Origin of the sequence: Stenotrophomonas sp. S49, assembly GCF_016624905.1 — a bacterium.
GTDB lineage: Bacteria > Pseudomonadota > Gammaproteobacteria > Xanthomonadales > Xanthomonadaceae > Stenotrophomonas.
Genome location: NZ_JACVUD010000053.1, coordinates 1 through 18,071 on the forward strand (window position 1 = coordinate 1; position 18,071 = coordinate 18,071).

Annotated in this window: 13 protein-coding genes and 3 tRNA genes; 9 read left to right on the forward strand and 7 right to left on the reverse strand. The window is 68.0% G+C overall.

The genetic code is table 11. The features are described from left to right. Positions 1-92: 92 nt before the first annotated feature. Entirely contained in the window at positions 93-2,423 is a 2,331-nt protein-coding gene (locus IAE58_RS12315; protein ID WP_199933386.1) for a penicillin acylase family protein, read from the reverse strand. Between the two features lie 149 nt (positions 2,424-2,572). On the opposite strand from IAE58_RS12315, the gene bfr reads away from it, so the two are divergent. After that, positions 2,573-3,061, forward strand: a complete 489-nt coding sequence (bfr, locus tag IAE58_RS12320; protein ID WP_108749081.1) for a bacterioferritin — start codon at positions 2,573-2,575, stop codon at positions 3,059-3,061. A gap of 255 nt (positions 3,062-3,316) precedes the next feature. Here the strand turns inward: bfr and parC are convergent, their stop codons facing one another. Next, complete coding sequence (gene parC / locus IAE58_RS12325) at positions 3,317-5,560, reverse strand: DNA topoisomerase IV subunit A (protein ID WP_199933387.1); 2,244 nt, start codon at positions 5,558-5,560, stop codon at positions 3,317-3,319. A 59-nt stretch (positions 5,561-5,619) separates the two neighbouring features. Beyond that, positions 5,620-6,528, reverse strand: a complete 909-nt coding sequence (locus tag IAE58_RS12330) for a helix-turn-helix transcriptional regulator (protein ID WP_108749083.1) — start codon at positions 6,526-6,528, stop codon at positions 5,620-5,622. A gap of 146 nt (positions 6,529-6,674) precedes the next feature. Here IAE58_RS12330 and IAE58_RS12335 point away from each other — a divergent pair, with 146 nt between their 5' ends. The 4 genes from IAE58_RS12335 to emrB are packed head-to-tail and all read left to right on the forward strand — an operon-like array spanning position 6,675 to position 11,408. Beyond that, the gene (locus tag IAE58_RS12335; protein ID WP_108752608.1) at positions 6,675-7,133 is read left to right on the forward strand and encodes a MarR family transcriptional regulator; all 459 of its coding nucleotides are present in this window, start codon (positions 6,675-6,677) and stop codon (positions 7,131-7,133) included. Continuing rightward, positions 7,130-8,623 (forward strand): multidrug efflux transporter outer membrane subunit EmrC, encoded by a 1,494-nt coding sequence (gene emrC, locus IAE58_RS12340; RefSeq protein WP_199933388.1) that lies wholly within the window; start codon positions 7,130-7,132, stop codon positions 8,621-8,623. The genes IAE58_RS12335 and emrC overlap by 4 nt, the downstream gene beginning before the upstream one ends. 11 nt (positions 8,624-8,634) lie before the next feature. After that, entirely contained in the window at positions 8,635-9,813 is a 1,179-nt protein-coding gene (gene emrA, locus IAE58_RS12345; protein ID WP_108749086.1) for a multidrug efflux MFS transporter periplasmic adaptor subunit EmrA, read from the forward strand. Between the two features lie 8 nt (positions 9,814-9,821). Further along, positions 9,822-11,408, forward strand: coding sequence for a multidrug efflux MFS transporter permease subunit EmrB (gene emrB / locus IAE58_RS12350; RefSeq protein WP_108749087.1), 1,587 nt, complete (start codon positions 9,822-9,824; stop codon positions 11,406-11,408). A 156-nt stretch (positions 11,409-11,564) separates the two neighbouring features. Here the strand turns inward: emrB and IAE58_RS12355 are convergent. Next, a tRNA-Leu gene (locus IAE58_RS12355) sits at positions 11,565-11,649 on the reverse strand. A gap of 56 nt (positions 11,650-11,705) precedes the next feature. Continuing rightward, on the reverse strand, positions 11,706-12,599 hold the full coding sequence (locus tag IAE58_RS12360; RefSeq protein ID WP_199933389.1) for a LysR substrate-binding domain-containing protein: 894 nt from the start codon (positions 12,597-12,599) through the stop codon (positions 11,706-11,708). A 98-nt stretch (positions 12,600-12,697) separates the two neighbouring features. On the opposite strand from IAE58_RS12360, the gene IAE58_RS12365 reads away from it, so the two are divergent. Continuing rightward, complete coding sequence (locus IAE58_RS12365; RefSeq protein ID WP_199933390.1) at positions 12,698-13,444, forward strand: sulfite exporter TauE/SafE family protein; 747 nt, start codon at positions 12,698-12,700, stop codon at positions 13,442-13,444. 172 nt (positions 13,445-13,616) lie between these two features. On the opposite strand, the gene IAE58_RS12370 is transcribed toward IAE58_RS12365, so the two are convergent. Next, positions 13,617-13,701, reverse strand: a tRNA-Leu gene (locus IAE58_RS12370). Positions 13,702-13,862: 161 nt separating this feature from the next. Further along, positions 13,863-13,947, reverse strand: a tRNA-Leu gene (locus IAE58_RS12375). A gap of 128 nt (positions 13,948-14,075) precedes the next feature. Between IAE58_RS12375 and rnr the strand changes: the two genes are divergently transcribed. The 3 genes from rnr (at position 14,076) to rlmB (ending at position 18,054) form a co-directional block, all read left to right on the forward strand. Beyond that, entirely contained in the window at positions 14,076-16,541 is a 2,466-nt protein-coding gene (gene rnr / locus IAE58_RS12380; protein WP_200734980.1) for a ribonuclease R, read from the forward strand. Between the two features lie 125 nt (positions 16,542-16,666). Further along, positions 16,667-17,161 carry a GFA family protein gene (locus IAE58_RS12385; RefSeq protein ID WP_108752620.1) on the forward strand — a complete coding sequence of 165 codons (495 nt, stop codon included), beginning with the start codon at positions 16,667-16,669 and terminating at the stop codon, positions 17,159-17,161. Between the two features lie 149 nt (positions 17,162-17,310). Further along, positions 17,311-18,054, forward strand: a complete 744-nt coding sequence (rlmB, locus tag IAE58_RS12390) for a 23S rRNA (guanosine(2251)-2'-O)-methyltransferase RlmB (RefSeq protein WP_107230358.1) — start codon at positions 17,311-17,313, stop codon at positions 18,052-18,054. Positions 18,055-18,071 lie beyond the last annotated feature (17 nt).

An 18,071-nucleotide genomic window follows, 5' to 3' on the forward strand; every position in this document is an offset into this window, starting at 1 on the left:
GTGGCGGGGGGGGGGGGGGGGGGGGGGGGGGGGGGGGGGGGGGGCGCCGCCCCCCCCCCCCCCCCCCCCCCCCGCTACCGTTGGACATGATGTCAGCGCGCTGGCACCAGGGTCATGGTGTGCTGCGCGGGGCCCGGCAGGAACGGGGTCGGGCGGCCGTGTACCCAGTCTTCGTGGCCGGCGCCCCAGTACGGTGACAGCGGGTGCCCGCTCTGCCCGCCGGGCATGTGCACGATGCCGTCGGCCTCGTGGCCGGGCGACACCACCATGCGCTGCGATGCGCCGAAGTTCGGCCCCTGCACACGCGGCATGTCACGGTCGCCGGGCAGCGGATCGGCTGGCATGCACAGCCAGCGCTGGGCAAAGGCGGGCAGGGCGCGCGCCACCGGCTGGCAGATCGCCGCGGTGTTGCGTTCGCCCCAGGTGCGCTCCTGCAGCGGCCCTTGCTGCGACAGGTCGGCCTCCAGTTCGCGTGCGGCCGTGGCCAGCAGGTCATCCCAGCTGGCCACGCCCGGCGGCAGCAGATTCGCCGGGCGCTGTTCCAGCATCGGCCAGACCACGCCTTCCAGCTGCGCCAGCCGCGGCGGCAGGAAGTCATCGCCCAGCTGCGCCTTGGCCGGTGCCAGCAGGGCGCCCTCCACGGCATCGAGCACCTTGCCGCGGAAGCCACGGGTGATGCGGTAGCTGACCGAACCCACTGATGCGCGGCCGTCCCAGTGCGCGTTGGCCGCATGCAGCCGTTGCAGCGCAGGGTCGCTGCTGTTGGCGGTCACCTCCTGCAGCAGCGCCCACCAGCGCTGCAGGAATACCGCCCGATCATCCAGCTGGACGGCCAGCAGCGCGTGTTCGTCGAAGCGATCGCGCGCGACCAGCAGGTCGCGGATCTGCTGGCCCCGTGCGCCCAGGTCGTAGCCGCCATTGCCGACGGTGGCCAGTCGCTGCTCATCCACTACCCGGCTGTTGGCGGTCCACAGCCGATGCTCAGGCGGGTCGATCAGCGCCGGAGCGGCATCGCTGCGGATGCCCCAGGGCGCGCAGTCGGGCGTGTCCAGGTTGTCGTTGAATCCCTGTGGCAGGCAGCCCAGGCCGCGGTCGGGCCGCGCGCCCACCAGGCGCCAGGCGATACGCCCGCGGCGATCGGCAATGACCAGGTTCTGCGCCGGAATGCCTGCATGGTCGGCCACCTGCAGCGCCTGCTGCAGCGTGCCAGCGCGGGCCATGTCGGCGAAATCCATGCGCACCGCACCCGGCAGCTGCGCGACCCAGCGCAGCGCGTCGCCGCTACCGTCTGCATGGGTGTGCACGATCGGCCCCCAGGCGCTTTCGCGCACCGGGAAGCGGACCGGCGCCTGCCCAGCCACGTCGATGCGTTCTTCGTGCACGGTCACGGCCGCATCGGCCGGTTCGCGGCGGAAGTCGGCCGTGTCGATGTAGCTGTTGGTGAAGCCCCAGGCCACGTGGCCGTTGCTGCCCACGATCACCGCCGGTACCCCCGGCAGCGAGAAGCCGCTGATGTCGACCCGGCCGCCCGGTGCATCGGGATCGGGATAGCGCAGCCGCACGCGGAACCAGAGCGCCGGCGCGCGCAGGCCCAGATGCATGTCGTCGGCCACGATGGCGCGGCCGTCGCGGGTCAGCGTGCCATCCACGGCGAAGTTGTTGCTGCCCACCGCATCGGCGTCCGCCGCGCCGGTGGCGGGCACGGCCGCCAGGGTGCGCAGGTCCAGCTGGGTGGCATCGGGCAGGGCCGCGTTGCCGCGCGGTTGTCCCAGCAGCGGGGCGTCCCACTGGCTGCCGTCGTGGGCCAGCAGCGCGTACAGCGCCGGCGGCACCACCGCGCGGATGCGCGCCAGCGCCAGTTCGTTCTGGTTGGCCGGGTCCTGCAGGTCGGCATACATGGCCAGCCCGGCCAGCACGCTGTCGCTGGCCTGCCAGGGCTGTGGCGCCTGGCGGAGCAGCAGGTAGGCCCACGGCCGCACCGGCAGCGCGGCCAGCCCTTCGTTCACGCCGGCCACGTAGGCCTGCACCACGGCCGGCTGGCTGCCCAGCGCCTGCGCAAGATGGGCGTCGGTGCGCGCGCGCAGGCGGTGCACGCGCATGCGCTTGTCGGCCTCGATGGCCGCCGGCCCGAACAGGGCGGACAGCTCGCCGGCAGCACTGCGCCGCATCAGGTCCATTTCAAAGTAACGCTCCTGCGCGTGCACGCGGCCCAGTGCGCGCATGGCGTCGGCCTGGTTGGCTGCCGTTATCGTGACCACGCCCCGCGCATCGCGCTCCACGCTGACGGCCGCGGACAGGCCCGGCAGGGCGCGTTCGCCGTCCAGCTCGGCCAGGCTGCCGCGCAGCAGCAGCCAGATCGTCAGGCTGGCCAGTACCACCAGGGCCAGCACACACCACAACAACCGCAGCAGCCAACGACGCATGGACAGGGCCCGTGAGCAGGTGAACCCCGATTCTAGCCACAGCCGGTGACCGGCCGCATCGCGAGCGCAACTGCGACTGATTCTGATTAGATCACCGTGATTGCAGATGGGGCACCATGGGCGCCATCGATTCACAGGAGCTCCCCCCCATGAAAGGCAATCCGGACGTCATCGCCTGCCTGAAGGAACTGCTGCGCGGCGAACTTGCTGCCCGCGACCAGTACTTCATCCATTCCCGCCGCTATGAGGACCAGGGCCTGTTCGCGCTGTACGAACGCCTGAACCACGAGATGGAAGAGGAAACCCAGCACGCCGATGCCCTGCTGCGCCGCATCCTGTTCCTGGGGGGCGACCCGGACATGCGCCCGCACGCCAGCGAGCCGGGCAAGACCGTGGAAGAGATGCTGCAGAAGGACCTGGACACCGAGTACGCCGTGCGCAACAACCTGGCGGCCGGCATGAAGCTGTGCGAGGAGAACGGCGATTACGTCAGCCGCGACATCCTGCTGGCGCAGTTGAAGGACACCGAAGAAGACCACGCCTGGTGGCTGGAACAGCAGCTGGGCCTGATCAAGCGCATCGGCCTGGAGCTGTACCAGCTGAGCAAGATCGAAAGCGGCGGCGCCCCGGCGCATTGATCCGCAGGTGGCGCCGGGCCATGCCCGGCACCGCCGACCACGCAACGTCGCCCGCCAGCACTGGAGCACCGCGAGCCAGCCTTCGCCAGCCAGCCGCTCCACCGCCCGCCAGCCGACAAACGAAAAAGCCGGGGAATGCCCCGGCTTTTTCGTGTCTGCTGGCCGCCAGGGCGTGTCAACCAAGGTTGACACCTACCGAGGCGGGGGCCGGGGTCAGAGCCCTTTCCCGTGGAAAAGGATCCGACCCCGTGCGCGTTACTCGACCGACAGGCCTTCGACCTTCTGCCAGCCGCGCGGCAGCAGGTGGCCGCGGGTGGCGCGGGCGCCCAGGTAGGCTTCCAGTTCATTGAACTTCAAACCCATGGTGCGCTGGCCACTGCGCACCTGCAGGGTCTGCCCCGGGCTGATGGCCACCACGGCCACCACGCGCTCGGTGGCGAGCTTGGCCTTGGGGATCTCGATGATCTTGTTGCCCTTGCCCTTGTCCAGTTCCGGCAGGTCGCTGGCGGTGATCGCCAGCAGGTTGCCCGAGCTGGTGACCGCCACGATGCGGTCGGTGGCCACGTTGGCCACCACCGCCGGGGTCAGTACCGACGAGCCGGCGGACAGGTTCAGCATGGCCTTGCCGGCCTTGTTGCGGCCGATCAGGTTCTCGAAGCGGGTGACGAAGCCATAGCCGTGGGTGGACGCCAGCACGAAGCGGGTGTCCGGTTCGGCGCTGGCCAGGGTGACGAAGCTGGTGCCCGGCGCCGGCGAGAAGCGGCCGGTGAGCGGTTCACCATTGCCGCGCGCCGAGGGCAGGGTGTGCACCGGCGTGGAATAGGCGCGGCCTTCGCTGTCCAGGAACGCGACCTGCTGGGTGCTGCGTGCCCGCACGGCACCCTGCAGGGCGTCGCCATCGCGGTAGGACAGGGCGGACGCATCGACGTCGTGGCCCTTGGCGGCACGGATCCAGCCCTTCTCCGACAGCACCACGGTCATCGGCTCGCTGGGCACCAGCTCGGTTTCGTCGATGGCCTGCGCGGCCTGCCGCTGCACCAGCGGCGAACGGCGTGCATCGCCGAACTTCTTGGCGTCGGCCTGCAGCTCGTCGCGGATCAGCTTCTTCAGCTTGGCCTTGCTGTCGAGGATGGCGAGGATCTTCTCGCGCTCCTTGGCCAGCTCGTCCTGCTCGCCGCGGATCTTCATTTCTTCCAGGCGGGCCAGCTGCTTCAGCTTGGTTTCCAGGATGTAATCGGCCTGGTCTTCGGACAGGCCGAAGCGCGCGATCAGCGCCGCCTTCGGTTCGTCCTCGGTACGGATGATGTGGATCACCTCGTCCAGGTTCAGGAACGCCACCAGCAGGCCTTCCAACAGGTGCAGGCGGCGCTCGACCTTCTGCAGGCGGTGCTGCAGGCGGCGGGTGACGGTGCTGCTGCGGAATGCCAGCCACTCGCTCAGCAGGGTCTTCAGGTTCTTCACCTGCGGACGCCCGTCCAGGCCGATCACGTTGAGGTTGACGCGGTAGCTGCGCTCCATGTCGGTGGTGGCGAACAGGTGGCCCATCAGCTGTTCGGCGTCCACGCGGTTGGAACGCGGCACCAGCACCACGCGCACCGGGTTGGCGTGGTCGGATTCATCGCGGATGTCTTCCAGCCACGGCAGCTTCTTGGCGCGCATCTGCGCGGCGATCTGTTCGATCACCTTCGACGGCGACACCTGGAACGGCAGCGCGGTCACCACGATGTTGTTGGCTTCCTTGGTGAAGGTCGCACGCGCACGCACGCTGCCGTTGCCGGTTTCGTACATGTTGCGCAGGTCGTTGGCCGCGGTGATGATCTCGGCGTTGGACGGATAGTCCGGGCCCTTCACGTGTTCGCACAGGTCGCGCACGCTGGCGTCGGGATCGTCCAGCAGGTGCAGCAGGGCGCTGACGATCTCGTTGAGGTTGTGCGGCGGCACGTCGGTGGCCATGCCCACGGCAATGCCGGTGGTGCCGTTCAACAGCAGGTGCGGCAGCCGCGCCGGCATCCAGGTCGGTTCCTGCAGGGTGCCGTCGAAGTTCGGCGCCCAGTCGGTGGTGCCCTGGCCCAGCTCGCCCAGCAGCACTTCGGCGATCGGGGTCAGCTTGGATTCGGTGTAGCGCATGGCCGCGAACGACTTCGGGTCGTCGCTGGAACCGAAGTTGCCCTGGCCTTCGATCAGCGGGTAGCGGTACGAGAACGGCTGGGCCATCAGCACCAGTGCTTCGTAGCAGGCGCTGTCGCCGTGCGGGTGGTACTTACCGATGACATCACCGACGGTACGCGCGGACTTCTTCGGCTTGGACGCGGCGTTCAGGCCCAGCTCGCTCATCGAATAGATGATGCGGCGCTGCACCGGCTTCAGGCCGTCGCCGATGAACGGCAGGGCGCGGTCCAGGACCACGTACATGGAGTAGTCGAGGTAAGCGCGTTCGGCGTACTCGCGCAGCGGCAGTTGTTCGAAACCGTGGAACACGGGGCGGGCAAGTTCGGTCATGCGGCGTTGTTACCTATGTCGGGAGGCGAAGACGGCGGTCGGCGCTCTCAATACGCTGATTATCCGGATGCGGCGGGGGATGCCAAGCCGCGCGCGGGGTCCAGGGTCGATTCCAGGCCGTTGCCGACCCGGGCCAGGTAGCGCCCGGGGGGCAGGCCGAAGTGGCGGCGGAACACGGTGACGAAGGCGCTGGCGCTGCTGAAACCCAGTGCGTGGGCGATGTCGGCCACGCTGTGGCCCTCGCTCAGCCGGCGCAGGGCCTCGGCCAGCCGCGCCTGCTGCCGCCACTGGGCGAAGCTGAGGGTGGTCTCGTCGCGGAAGTGCCGGGTCAGGCTGCGCGGCGACAGGCCGGCCCAGTGTGCCCAGTCGGCCAGGCTGCGCTCGTCGGACGGTTCGGCCAGCAGCTGCGAGGCGATCTTCAGCAGGCGCCGGTCACGCGGCATGGGCAGGTGCATGCGCTGGCGGGGCGCGTTGCGGATCTCGTCCAGCATGACCTGGATGATGTGGCGGCGGTCCTCGCTGCCTTCGTATTCCAGCGGCCACTCACAGATGCGCTCGGCCACCGCCTGGGCCAGCCGTGACAAGCCCAGCACGCAGGGGTCGGCAGGCAGGTCGCTGCACAGGGGCGCGGCCAGAGCCATGCCCCAGCCGCGCATCGGCCCGTCCAGGCTGACCGTGTGGGCCTCCAGCGGCGGCATCCAGCCGGCCGAACCCGGCGCCAGCGACCAGGTGCCGTGCGAGGTGCGGGTGGTCAGCAGGCCGCGTTCCACGCAGATCAGCTGCGCCCGCGCATGGTGGTGCCAGTCCACTTCACGGGCCAAGCCCTGTGGGCTGTCGAAGCGGAAGGCGATGATCGGCGGGCCATCGTTGCGCTCGAACCAGTCCAGCGCCACCTCGCGCAGCAGGGTGGGTGGGCCCGGTTCACCGGCGTTCACGCGCGCCGGGGGTGGCTGGAATGTGACATTCATTGGCTGGATTGTACTACCGGGCCAGCCCGGAGGCCCATTAAGGTGTGCGCCTTCATCGAATCCAGCCCATTGCTGCAACACAGCATTTGATGCCAGATCGAATATTTCCATTGAGAAATATTTTTTTTGGAAGAAAATGCTCTCCCATGATCTGTCCTCCCACGACCCCGGCCGGCTTCGGCCCCCCCAGCTTTGGCCTGCTGCTGCGCCAAGTGCGCGACGGCCTGGTCCGCCAGCTCGATGCGTCAATGGCCGAAGAAGACCTCGGCATCGGCTTCACCCATTACATCGGCCTGAAGCTGCTGGCGCGCATGGCCCCGTGCACGGCCAACGAACTGGCCCAGGCCATCGACCAGGTGCCCAGCGCGGTGACCCGCCTGCTGGACAAGCTGGAAGCGCTGGGCTGCGTGCGCCGCGAGCCGCATGCGCAGGACCGCCGGGCACTGCAGATCGTGCTGACCGATGAAGGCCGCGCCCTGTGGGCACGGCTGCAGAAGCGCGGCGACGCGGTGATGGATTTCGCCCTGCGCGATCTGTCCGCCGACGAACGCGCGCTGTTGTTGTCCCTCCTGACCCGTATCCGCGATTCCCTGACGACCCCATGAACCCGATCCCGTCCCTTACTCTCCGCCGGTCCGGGCGTGCGCTGCTGGTATCTGCGCTGGCCCTGGCCCTGGCCGCCTGCGCCAGCAGCCGCGGCCTGACCCCGCAGGGCCACGTCCTGGACGTGGACAGCCTGCACAGCGAACGCACCCTGGCCGACAGCGACCTGAGCGCGGCCGGCTTTCCCGCCCAGGACTGGTGGAAGGCCTTCGGTGACGCGCAGCTGGATGCGCTGATTGCCGAAGGGCTGGCCAGCCACCCCAGCCTGGATGCGGCCGACGCGCGCCTGCGCCAAGCCCAGTCGCAGGTCGGCACCGCACGTGCTGACCGCCTGCCCAGCCTGTCGGTGTCCGGTGGCTACACCGGCGTGCGCCTGCCCGAATCGATGGTGGGCGATGAAGTGGGCGGCCATTACGGTGGCAGCGGCCAGGTTGCTTTCGATTTCAGCTACGGCATCGACCTGTGGGGCGGCAAGCGCGCCGCCTGGGAAGCGGCGGTGGATGGTGCACACGCGGCCACCGTCGACGCGCAGGCGGCACGCCTGAACCTGTCCACCGGCATCGCCCAGGCCTACGCCGAACTGGCCTATGCGTGGCAGCTCAACGATGTGGCCGAGGAAGAACTGGCGCGTTCGCAGAAGTCGCTGGAGCTGACCCGCCAGCGCCGCGGCGCCGGCATCGACAGCGACCTGCAGGTGCGCCAGGCCGAGGCCCGCGTGCCGGCCGCGCAGCAGCAGCTGCAGGCCGCCCAGCAGCGCATCGACGCCGGCCGCACCGCACTGGCCGCGCTGGTCGGCAAGGGCCCGGACCGTGGCCTGTCGATCGAACGCCCGCAGCCGCTGAACCCGCTCGCCCTGCAGTTGCCGGGCGTGCTGCCCAGCGAGCTGCTGGGCCGTCGCCCGGACATCGTCGCCGCGCGCTGGCGCGTGGAAGCGGCCGACAAGCAGATCAAGGTGGCCAAGACCAAGTTCTACCCGAGCTTCAACCTGACCGCGCTGGCCGGCGTGGTGGCGCCGAACGTGGGTGACCTGCTGCAGAGCAGCTCCACCTTCGCCTACATCGGCCCGGCGCTGAGCATGCCGATCTTCGAAGGCGGCAAGCTGCGCGCGAACCTGGCCAACACCGATGCGCAGTACGACCTGGCCGTGGCCAACTACAACCAGGCCGTGCTGGATGCGCTGCGCGACGTGGCCGACCAGGTCAACGCGGTGCGCTCGCTGGGCCAGCAGGCGCAGTCGCAGCAGCAGGCGGTGGATACCGCACGTGCCGCCTTCGATATCGCCCAGCAGCGCTACCGCGCCGGCATCGGCAGCTACCTGGACGTGCTGAGCGCGCAGTCCACCCTGCTGCAGTCGCAGCAGCAGCTGGCCGGCCTGCAGTCGCAGCAGGTGCAGACCTCGGTGCGCCTGAGCAAGGCGCTGGGTGGTGGTTTCCAGCCCAGCGACGCCGACCGCGCACCGGTCGCCTCCCATTCCGATTCCTCGCATTCCTGAAGATTCCTGCCATGAGCCAGACCCAGACTCCTGCGGCACCCGCCGCCCCCAACCGCCGCGGCAACCTGCTGCGCGGCCTGTTCGTGATCGTCGTGCTGCTGCTTGCGGCACTGGCGCTGTGGTACTTCATGTTCGGCCGTTGGTTCGAAGAAACTGACGATGCCTACGTGCAGGGCAACCTGGTGCAGATCACCCCGCTGGTGCCCGGCACCGTGGTCGCCATCAATGCCGATGACGGCATGCGCGTGGAGCGCGGCCAGCTGCTGGTGCAGCTGGATCCGGCCGACACCTCGGTGGCGCTGCAGCAGGCCGAAGCCAACCTGGCCAAGACCGTGCGCCAGACCCGTGGCCTGTACCGCAGCGTGGAAGGTGCCCAGGCGGACTTGAACGCCCGCCAGGTGACCCTGAAGCGCGTGCGCGAAGACTTCGCCCGCCGCAAGGACCTGGCCGCCACCGGCGCCATTTCCAACGAAGAACTGGCCCACGCCCGCGACGAGCTGGCCGCTGCCGAAGCGGCCGTGGCCGGTTCGCGCGAGACCGTCGAGCGCAACCGCGCGCTGGTCGATGACACCGTGATCGCCACCCAGCCGGACGTGCAGGCCGCCGCCGCACAGCTGCGCCAGGCCTTCCTCAACAACGCCCGCGCCGGCATCGTTGCGCCGGTGACAGGCTACGTTGCCCGTCGTTCGGTGCAGGTGGGCCAGCGCGTGCAGCCGGGCAATGCCCTGATGGCCGTGGTGCCGACCGAGCAGATGTGGGTGGAAGCGAACTTCAAGGAAACTCAGCTGCGCCACATGCGCCTGGGCCAGGAGGTGGAGCTGAAGTCGGACCTGTATGCCGGTGATGTGAAGTACACCGGCCGCATCCAGAGCCTGGGCCTGGGCACCGGTTCGGCGTTCTCGCTGCTGCCGGCGCAGAATGCCAGCGGCAACTGGATCAAGATCGTGCAGCGCGTGCCGGTGCGCATTGCCATCGACGCCAAGCAGCTGGCCGAACACCCGCTGCGCATTGGCCTGTCGATGAAGGCCGAAGTGAGCCTGCGCGACCAGAAGGGTGAAGTGCTGCCGACCGCTGCCGCCAAGGGCACCGTGTTCGACACCGATGTGTATGCCAAGCAGTTGCACGATGCCGACGAGGTGATCCACACGATCATCCAGGGCAACCTGCCGCAGCAGGCCAAGGCGAGCTGAGGTCGGCCATGTCCGCACAAGCTCCAGCCGCGCCGGGAACGCCGGGCGCACCGGCGGCGCCGGGTGCGGCCGCCGGATTCCTGCCGCCCAGCGTGGCCCTGTGCACCGTGGGCCTGGCGATGGCCTCGTTCATGCAGGTGCTCGACACCACCATTGCCAACGTTTCGCTGCCCACCATCGCCGGCAACCTGGGCGCCAGTTCGCAGCAGGCTACCTGGGTCATCACCTCGTTCGCGGTCAGCACGGCCATCGCGCTGCCGCTGACCGGTTGGCTCAGCCGCCGCTTCGGCGAGCGAAAGCTGTTCATCTGGGCCACGCTGGCCTTCGTCATCACCTCGCTGCTGTGCGGCCTGGCCCAGAGCATGGGCATGCTGGTGGTATCGCGTGCCCTGCAGGGTTTCGTTGCCGGTCCGATGTACCCGATCACCCAGTCGCTGCTGGTGTCGATCTATCCACGCGAGAAACGTGGGCAGGCGCTTGCCCTGCTGGCGATGATCACCGTGGTGGCGCCGATCTGCGGCCCGATCCTGGGCGGCTGGATCACCGACAACTACAGTTGGGAATGGATCTTCCTGATCAACGTGCCGCTGGGGATCTTCGCCGCGCTGGTGGTGGGCAACCAGTTGAAGGGCCGCCCGGAGCAGATTGAAAAGCCGAAGATGGACTACGTCGGCCTGGTCACCCTGGTGATCGGTGTGGGCGCGCTGCAGCTGGTGCTGGACCTGGGCAACGACGAAGACTGGTTCGCATCGACCAAGATCGTGGTGCTGGCCTGTGTGGCGGTGGTGGCGCTGGCGGTGTTCCTGATCTGGGAACTGACCGACAAGGACCCGATCGTCGACCTGAAGCTGTTCCGCCACCGCAACTTCCGCGCCGGTACGCTGGCGATGGTGGTGGCCTATGCGGCGTTCTTCAGCGTGTCGCTGCTGATCCCGCAATGGCTGCAGCGTGACATGGGCTATACCGCCATCTGGGCCGGCCTGGCCACGGCGCCGATCGGCATCCTGCCGGTGATCATGACCCCGTTCGTTGGCAAGTACGCCTCGCGCTTCGACATGCGGATGATCGCTTCGTTTGCGTTCGTGTTCCTGTCCTTCACCAGCTTCATGCGCTCGGACTTCAACCTGCAGGTGGACTACGCACACGTGGCCGGCGTGCAGCTGATCATGGGTATTGGCGTGGCGCTGTTCTTCATGCCGGTGCTGCAGATCCTGCTGTCGGACCTGGACGGTCGCGAGATCGCGGCGGGCTCTGGCCTGGCCACCTTCCTGCGTACGCTGGGCGGCAGTTTCGCCGCATCGTTGACCACGTGGTTGTGGGCGCGCCGTACCCAGGTGCACCACGCCGACCTGACCGAGCACATCTCGGCCTACCAGCCGGGCATGCAGGACCAGGTGACCGCGATGGGGCAGGGCGACCTGCAGCATGGCGCCGCGGTGCTCAACAACATGATCAACCACCAGGCCTCGCAGATGGCGTTCAACGACATCTTCTACCTGCTGGGCTGGACCTTCCTGGCGATCATCGCGTTCCTGTGGCTGGCCAAGCCGCCGTTTGGCGCCGGTGCCGGTGCCGCGTCTGCTGGCGGACATTGATCGTTCATTGCCGTTGAAATGCGAAAACCCCGCCGCAAGGCGGGGTTCTTGTTTGCACCGCATCCACGCCATGCGTGGATGGATCCCCGGGCCGTGCAATCGTCAAACCCCGGAAACGAAAAAACCCGCTTTCGCGGGTTTGATCATCTTGAGTCATGGTGCCCAGGAGAGGACTCGAACCTCCACGGTTTTACCCGCTAGTACCTGAAACTAGTGCGTCTACCAATTCCGCCACCTGGGCGACTCAGGAGAGAAATTGTGCGGTAAGCACGCTGATGTGTCAACACAATTTCACACTTATTTTTCAGTGCGAACGCCCAGGTGCTGCAGCAGGCTGCGCATCGGTGCCGACAGTGCCTGCGCGTCGGCAATGCACACGCAGAGACGGCGTTGTGCCCAGGCATCTTCCAGTGGAACTGCAACGGTGCCGGTGCTGCGCCGGTGCTGCCGGGCCAGCGTGCGCGGCATGATGCCCACGCCGATGCCGTGGCCGACCATCGTGCACAGGCCCTCGAAGGTTTTCATGCGGATGCGCACATCCAGCACGCGACCGGCGGCAGCGGCCAGTTCTTCGATGTAGGTCTGCAGGGCATTGCCGTCGGCCAGTGCGACGAAGGTTTCGCCCAGCACATCGGCGAAGGACACGCTGCGGCGCTGGGCGAAACGGTGGTGGCCCGGCAGCAGCATCACCAGCGGATCTTCGGCCACCACATGGCGCTGGAGTCCCTCGGCCGGCACGGCGTCGCTGATGATGCCGGCCTCGGCCTGCCCGGCGCGCAGTGCGCGCACGACTTCGTTGCTGGTGCGCTCGTGCAGTTCCACCCGCAGCCGCGGCCGCTGGGCCAGCCACGGTGCCAGGCGCGAGGGCAGGTAGTTGGTCAGTGCAGCGGTGTTGGCATACAGGTGCAGGGTGCCACGTGCGCCCTGTGCGAATGCCTGCAGCTCGCCGCGCAGCTGCGCCTGCTGCTGCAGGATCAGTCGCGCATGGTGGGCGAGGGCGGCACCGGCTTCGGTCAGGCTTACCCCGCGCGGGTGCCGGTCCAGCAGCGTGCTGCCGGCATCGGCTTCGATGGCGCGCAGGCGTTCACTGGCCGATGCCAGCGCCAGGTTGGCCTGTGCCGCACCGGCGGTGATGCTGCCCGCGTCGGCGACAGCCAGGAACAGGCGCAGATCGGCAATATCCAGTCGCATGGGAATGACCTCGGCAGGGCGGCTGCCTTCGGCTGGTCCGAAGGGTGGGGCCGCAAAGCCGCATTGTGCGCCGTTGCCGCGGCCGCTCCAATGGCGGCATGAACGAGACGATGTACTTCTATGGGTTGCTGGTGGTGGTGTTCGTGCTGGCCGGCGTGGTCAAGGGCGTGACCGGCATGGGGCTGCCGACGGTGGCGATGGGCTTGTTGGGCGGCGCGCTGTCGCCGGTGGCGGCCGCATCGATGCTGTTCATTCCCACCTTCGTGACCAATGCCTGGCAGTTGTTGTCCGGCCCATCGCTGGGCCATACCGTGCGGCGGCTGTGGCCGATGATGCTGGCGGTGGTGGTGGTGACGCTGGGCTCGGCGGCGCTGCTGGTGCGGGTGGACCGCGATCTTTCGCGCATGGCGCTGGGCGCGGCGCTGGTGGTCTATGCGCTGTACGCCCTGGTCGCGCCGGTGTTCCATGTGCCGCAGCGGCGCGAGCGCTGGCTGGGGCCGCTGGTCGGGGCGATTTCCGGCGTGGTGACCGGTGCCACCGGCGTATTCGTGATGCCGGCGGTGCCTTACCTGCAGTCGCTGGGCCTGCAGCGCGACGAACTGGTGCAGGCGCTGGGCCTGGCGTTCACCGTATCGACGATTTCGCTGACCACGGGCCTGGTGCTGCATGGCGCCTTTGGCGTACAGCAGCTGGGCATGAGTGCGTTGGCGGTGGTGCCGGCGCTGGCCGGCATGTGGCTGGGGCAGGTGATCCGGCAGCGCATCAGCGCACGGGTGTTCCGCGCGTGCTTCCTGGGGTTCCTGTTGCTGCTGGGGCTGGAACTGGTGCTGCGGCCGTTGTTCTGACGGTCCGTTTTTGTAGAGTCGAGCCATGCTCGACTGCTCTACATGGGATCAGTCGAGCATGGCTCGACTCTACAGGTCGGTGCAGTCGAGCAAGCTCGACTCTACGGGTCGGCTTGGCCCGGATCGCGGACATGAAAAAACCCGCTTTCGCGGGTCTTTTTCATACTCGACGTGGTGCCCAGGAGAGGACTCGAACCTCCACGGTTTTACCCGCTAGTACCTGAAACTAGTGCGTCTACCAATTCCGCCACCTGGGCGTCGAGGGGCGAGATTATGGGGTGTTGTTACGGGGGTGTCAACACCTTTTGCAGCCCCGGGGTTGGATCCCGTTTCGCTTGCGAAAGGGGCTCTGACCTTGGGGCCAGATCGCCGGATCGCAGGCAAAAAAAATCCCCGCCGAAGCGAGGAGTTTTTTCGTTGGTGCCCAGGAGAGGACTCGAACCTCCACGGTTTTACCCGCTAGTACCTGAAACTAGTGCGTCTACCAATTCCGCCACCTGGGCGTTCCAGAGGCGCAATTGTGAAGATGAATCGGCAGGCTGTCAACGCTTTCGCGCAAAAATTTCACGCCCGCCTGCAAACGTGGCCGCTGACCCGCTGTGCACGCCTGCAACGGCTACCATGTAGGGCGATGACTACCAAAAAACCAAGCAAGGGCGGGAGCAAGTCCCGCAGCCAGGCCCCGACCAAGGATGCCAAGGCGGGCGCAGCCCGCACCACCAAGCCGGGCAAGCCGTTGCCGGGCTGGTTCCCGGAATTGAATGAAGGCGGTGCACCGCCGCGCGGCCGCAAGGGCCGCAGCGCCGATGCCGCCGCCCCGGGCCCGGCCCCGGGCCGCAAGCTGCCGCCGGCCGGCAAGGTGATCGACGATCCCTATGCGGCCCGCGAAGCCGAAAAATACGAACAACCCATCGCCAGCCGCGAGGCCATCCTGGCCCTGCTGGAGCGTTGCGAAGGGCCGCAGACCGCCGAGGAACTGGGCGCGCGCCTGGGGCTGACCGCCGCCGATCGTGCCGAGGCGCTGTCGCGCCGGCTGGGCGCGATGGTGCGCGATGGCCAGCTGGTGCAGAACCGCCGCGGTGGCTTCGCGCCGATCCAGACGCTGAACCTGGTCACCGGCGTGGTGATCGCCAACCCGGAAGGGTTCGGCTTCCTGCGCCCGGTCGAGGGTGGCGACGATCTGTTCCTGCCGCCCTATGAAATGCGCAAGGTCATGCACGGTGACAAGGTGCTGGCGCGGGTGACCGGCATCGACCACCGCGGCCGCCGCGAAGGCAGCATCGCCCGCGTGCTCGAACGCGGCATGACCCGCCTGATCGGTCGCTTCAGCATTGAAATGGGCATCAACTACGTGGTGCCCGATGACAAGCGCATCCAGCGCAACGTGCAGGTGCCGCCGGACCAGACCGGTGGCGCGCGCGATGGCCAGCTGGTGGTCTGCGAACTGACCCAGGCACCGGACAGCCGCCGCCCGCCGATCGGCCGCATCATCGCCGTGCTGGGCGACAAGCTAACCGCTTCGCTGGTGGTGGAAACGGCCATCCACGGCCACGAACTGCCGTTCGAGTTCCCGCAGGAAGTGCTGGACGAAGCCGCCTCGGTGCCGCTGGTGGTCGAGCCGGCGATGATCGGCGGCCGCGTCGATCTGCGCAGCACGCCGCTGGTCACCATCGATGGCGAGGACGCCAAGGACTTCGACGACGCGGTGTACTGCGAACCGAATGCCGACGGATTCCGTCTGGTGGTGGCCATCGCCGATGTGTCCAACTACGTGCGCCCCGGCACGCCGCTGGACGAGGAAGCGCAGAAGCGCGCCACGTCGGTGTATTTCCCGGGCTTCGTGGTGCCGATGCTGCCGGAGACGTTGTCCAACGGCATCTGCTCGCTGATGCCCAAGGTCGACCGCATGTGCTTCGTCTGCGACATGCAGATCGACCGTGACGGCGTGGTCAGCCAGTCGCGCTTCTACGAAGCAGTAATGAACTCGCACGCGCGCCTGACCTACACCCAGGTGTGGAAGGCGGTGGGCGAGGACGATGCCGATACCAAGGCCTGGATGGGCGAACTGCTGCCGCAGGTGCAGCGCCTGCACCAGCTGTACAAGGTGCTGGCCAAGGCGCGCGCCAAGCGCGGTGCCATCGAGTTCGAAAGCAGCGAAGTCCGCTTCGTGCTGGACAACCGTGGCGAAGTGACCCAGGCCGGCATGCTGGTGCGCAACGATGCGCACAAGCTGATCGAAGAATGCATGATTGCCGCGAACGTGGAGGCGGCCAGGTACCTGTTGTCGCGCCACGTGCCGGCGCCGTACCGCATCCACGAAAAGCCGCCGGAAACCAAGTACGCCGACCTGCTGGAATTCCTCAAGGAGTTCAAGCTGAGCCTGCCGCCGTGGTCGAAGGTGCGCCCGGGCGACTACACCAAGCTGCTGAAGAAGATCCGCGACCGTCCTGATGCCACGCTGCTGGAATCGGTGCTGCTGCGCAGCCAGAGCCTGGCCATCTACAGCCCGGACAACCACGGTCACTTCGGCCTGGCGCTGCAAGCGTACGCGCACTTCACCTCGCCGATCCGCCGCTACCCCGATCTGCTGGTTCACCGTGCGATCAAGCACGCGCTGTCCGGCAAGCCGCTGGATACCTTCACCTACAACGCCCGCGAGATGGCTGCACTGGCCCTGCAGTGCTCCGAACGCGAGCGCCGTGCCGACGAGGCCGAGCGCGAAGTGGACGAGCGTTACCGCGCGGCGTGGATGGAAAAGCACGTGGGCGGTCAGTTCGACGGCGTGATCAGCGGCGTGACCAGCTTCGGCCTGTTCGTGGAACTGGACGATTCCAAGGTGCAGGGCCTGGTCCACGTGACCCAGCTGCCGCAGGACTACTACAAGTTCGACGCGACGCGGAAAACGTTGAGCGGCGAGCGCCGTGGTGCCAGCTACCGGCTGGGTGACCGCGTGCGCATCCTGGTGCTGAAGGCCAGCATGGAAGAGCGCAAGATCGACTTCCGCCTGGTCGAGCACAAGGGCGAGGACGAAGGTGACGGCCTGCCGCCGTTGCCCGAGCGCGGCAAGCCGGCCAAGCGCAAGAAAGAGAAATATTGAAGGTAGCGCCGGGCCATGCCCGGCGGCAGGGACAGAGCGTGCCAACCAAGGTCGGCACCTACAGAGGTTCTCTTCACCCGGTAGGTGCCAACCTTGGTTGGCACGACGTTTCCGAGGAACCCACCATGCAGGGCCATCCCGAATACAGCGGCGGCTGCCAATGCGGCGCGATCCGCTTCCAGGTGCGCGGCCAGCTGACCGACAGCTCGATCTGCCATTGCCGCATGTGCCAGAAAGCCTTCGGTGCCTACTACGCGCCCCTGGTCTCGGTACGCGGCGCGCAGTTCGCCTGGACCCGTGGGCAGCCACGCCATTTCCAGTCCTCCAACGTGGTGCAGCGCGGGTTCTGCGCCGACTGCGGCACGCCGCTTACCTACGAGGCGCCCGATGGCATGGCGGTGGCGGCCGGGGCGTTCGACCAGCCCGAGCGGTTGCCACCGACCATCCAGTACGGGGCCGAGCGCAAGCTGCCCTTCGTGGATGATCTGGCCCGGTTGCCGGCGCGGCGCACCGAGGAGGACGTGGCCGCGCTGGAGTTCCTGGCCACGATCGTGTCCCACCAGCACCCCGACCACGACACCCCGCATTGGCCCGCGCGCAGCCGTTCAGCCGAAGGATGAACGGCGGGTAGCGCCGGGCCATGCCCGGCGAGCGCACAGCGCGGCCGAAGGATGAACGGCGGGTAGCGCCGGGCCATGCCCGGCGAGCACGCAGCGCGGCCGCCGCCGATGCTCTACCATAGCCAACCCCCTTTCCGGTCCCCGCCCGCATGAGCAAGAACAGCCAGTGGATTGTCGGCGTCAACGCCGTCGCCTCCTCCATCGAGAACGACGCCGACAACGTCCGCGAAGTGCTGGTCGAGGCCGGTGCGAAGAACCCGCGCCTGACCGAAATCGAAGAGAACGCCCGCCGCAAGGGCATCGACGTGCGCAAGGTCAACAGCCAGGCGCTGGATGGCGTGGGCGGTTCGGTGCGCCACCAGGGCGTGGCCGCGCGCTACGCCGCTGCCCGCACCTACAGTGAGAACGAGCTGGAAGGCCTGGTGACCGCCGCCGAGGGCAAGGCCCTGCTGCTGGTGCTGGACGAGGTGCAGGACCCGCACAACCTGGGCGCCTGCCTGCGCTCGGCTGCAGCGTCCGGTGCCACTGCGGTCATCATTCCCAAGGACAAGTCGGCCACGGTGAACGCCACCGTGCGCAAGACCTCGGCCGGTGCCGCCGACCGTATTCCGGTGGTGGCGGTGACCAACCTGTCGCGCTGCCTGAAGGACCTGCAGAAGCAGGGCGTGTGGATCTACGGCCTGGCCGGCGAAGCCACCGCTTCGCTGTACGACCTGGACCTGAAGGGCAACATCGCGCTGGTGCTGGGCGGTGAGGCCGACGGCCTGCGCCGCCTGACCCGCGAGAACTGCGATGGCCTGGTGAAGATTCCGATGCCGGGCGAGATCGAGAGCCTGAACGTGTCGGTGGCCGCCGGCGTCAGCCTGTTCGAGGCCGTGCGCCAGCGCGGTTGAGCGCGGGGTCGGATCCC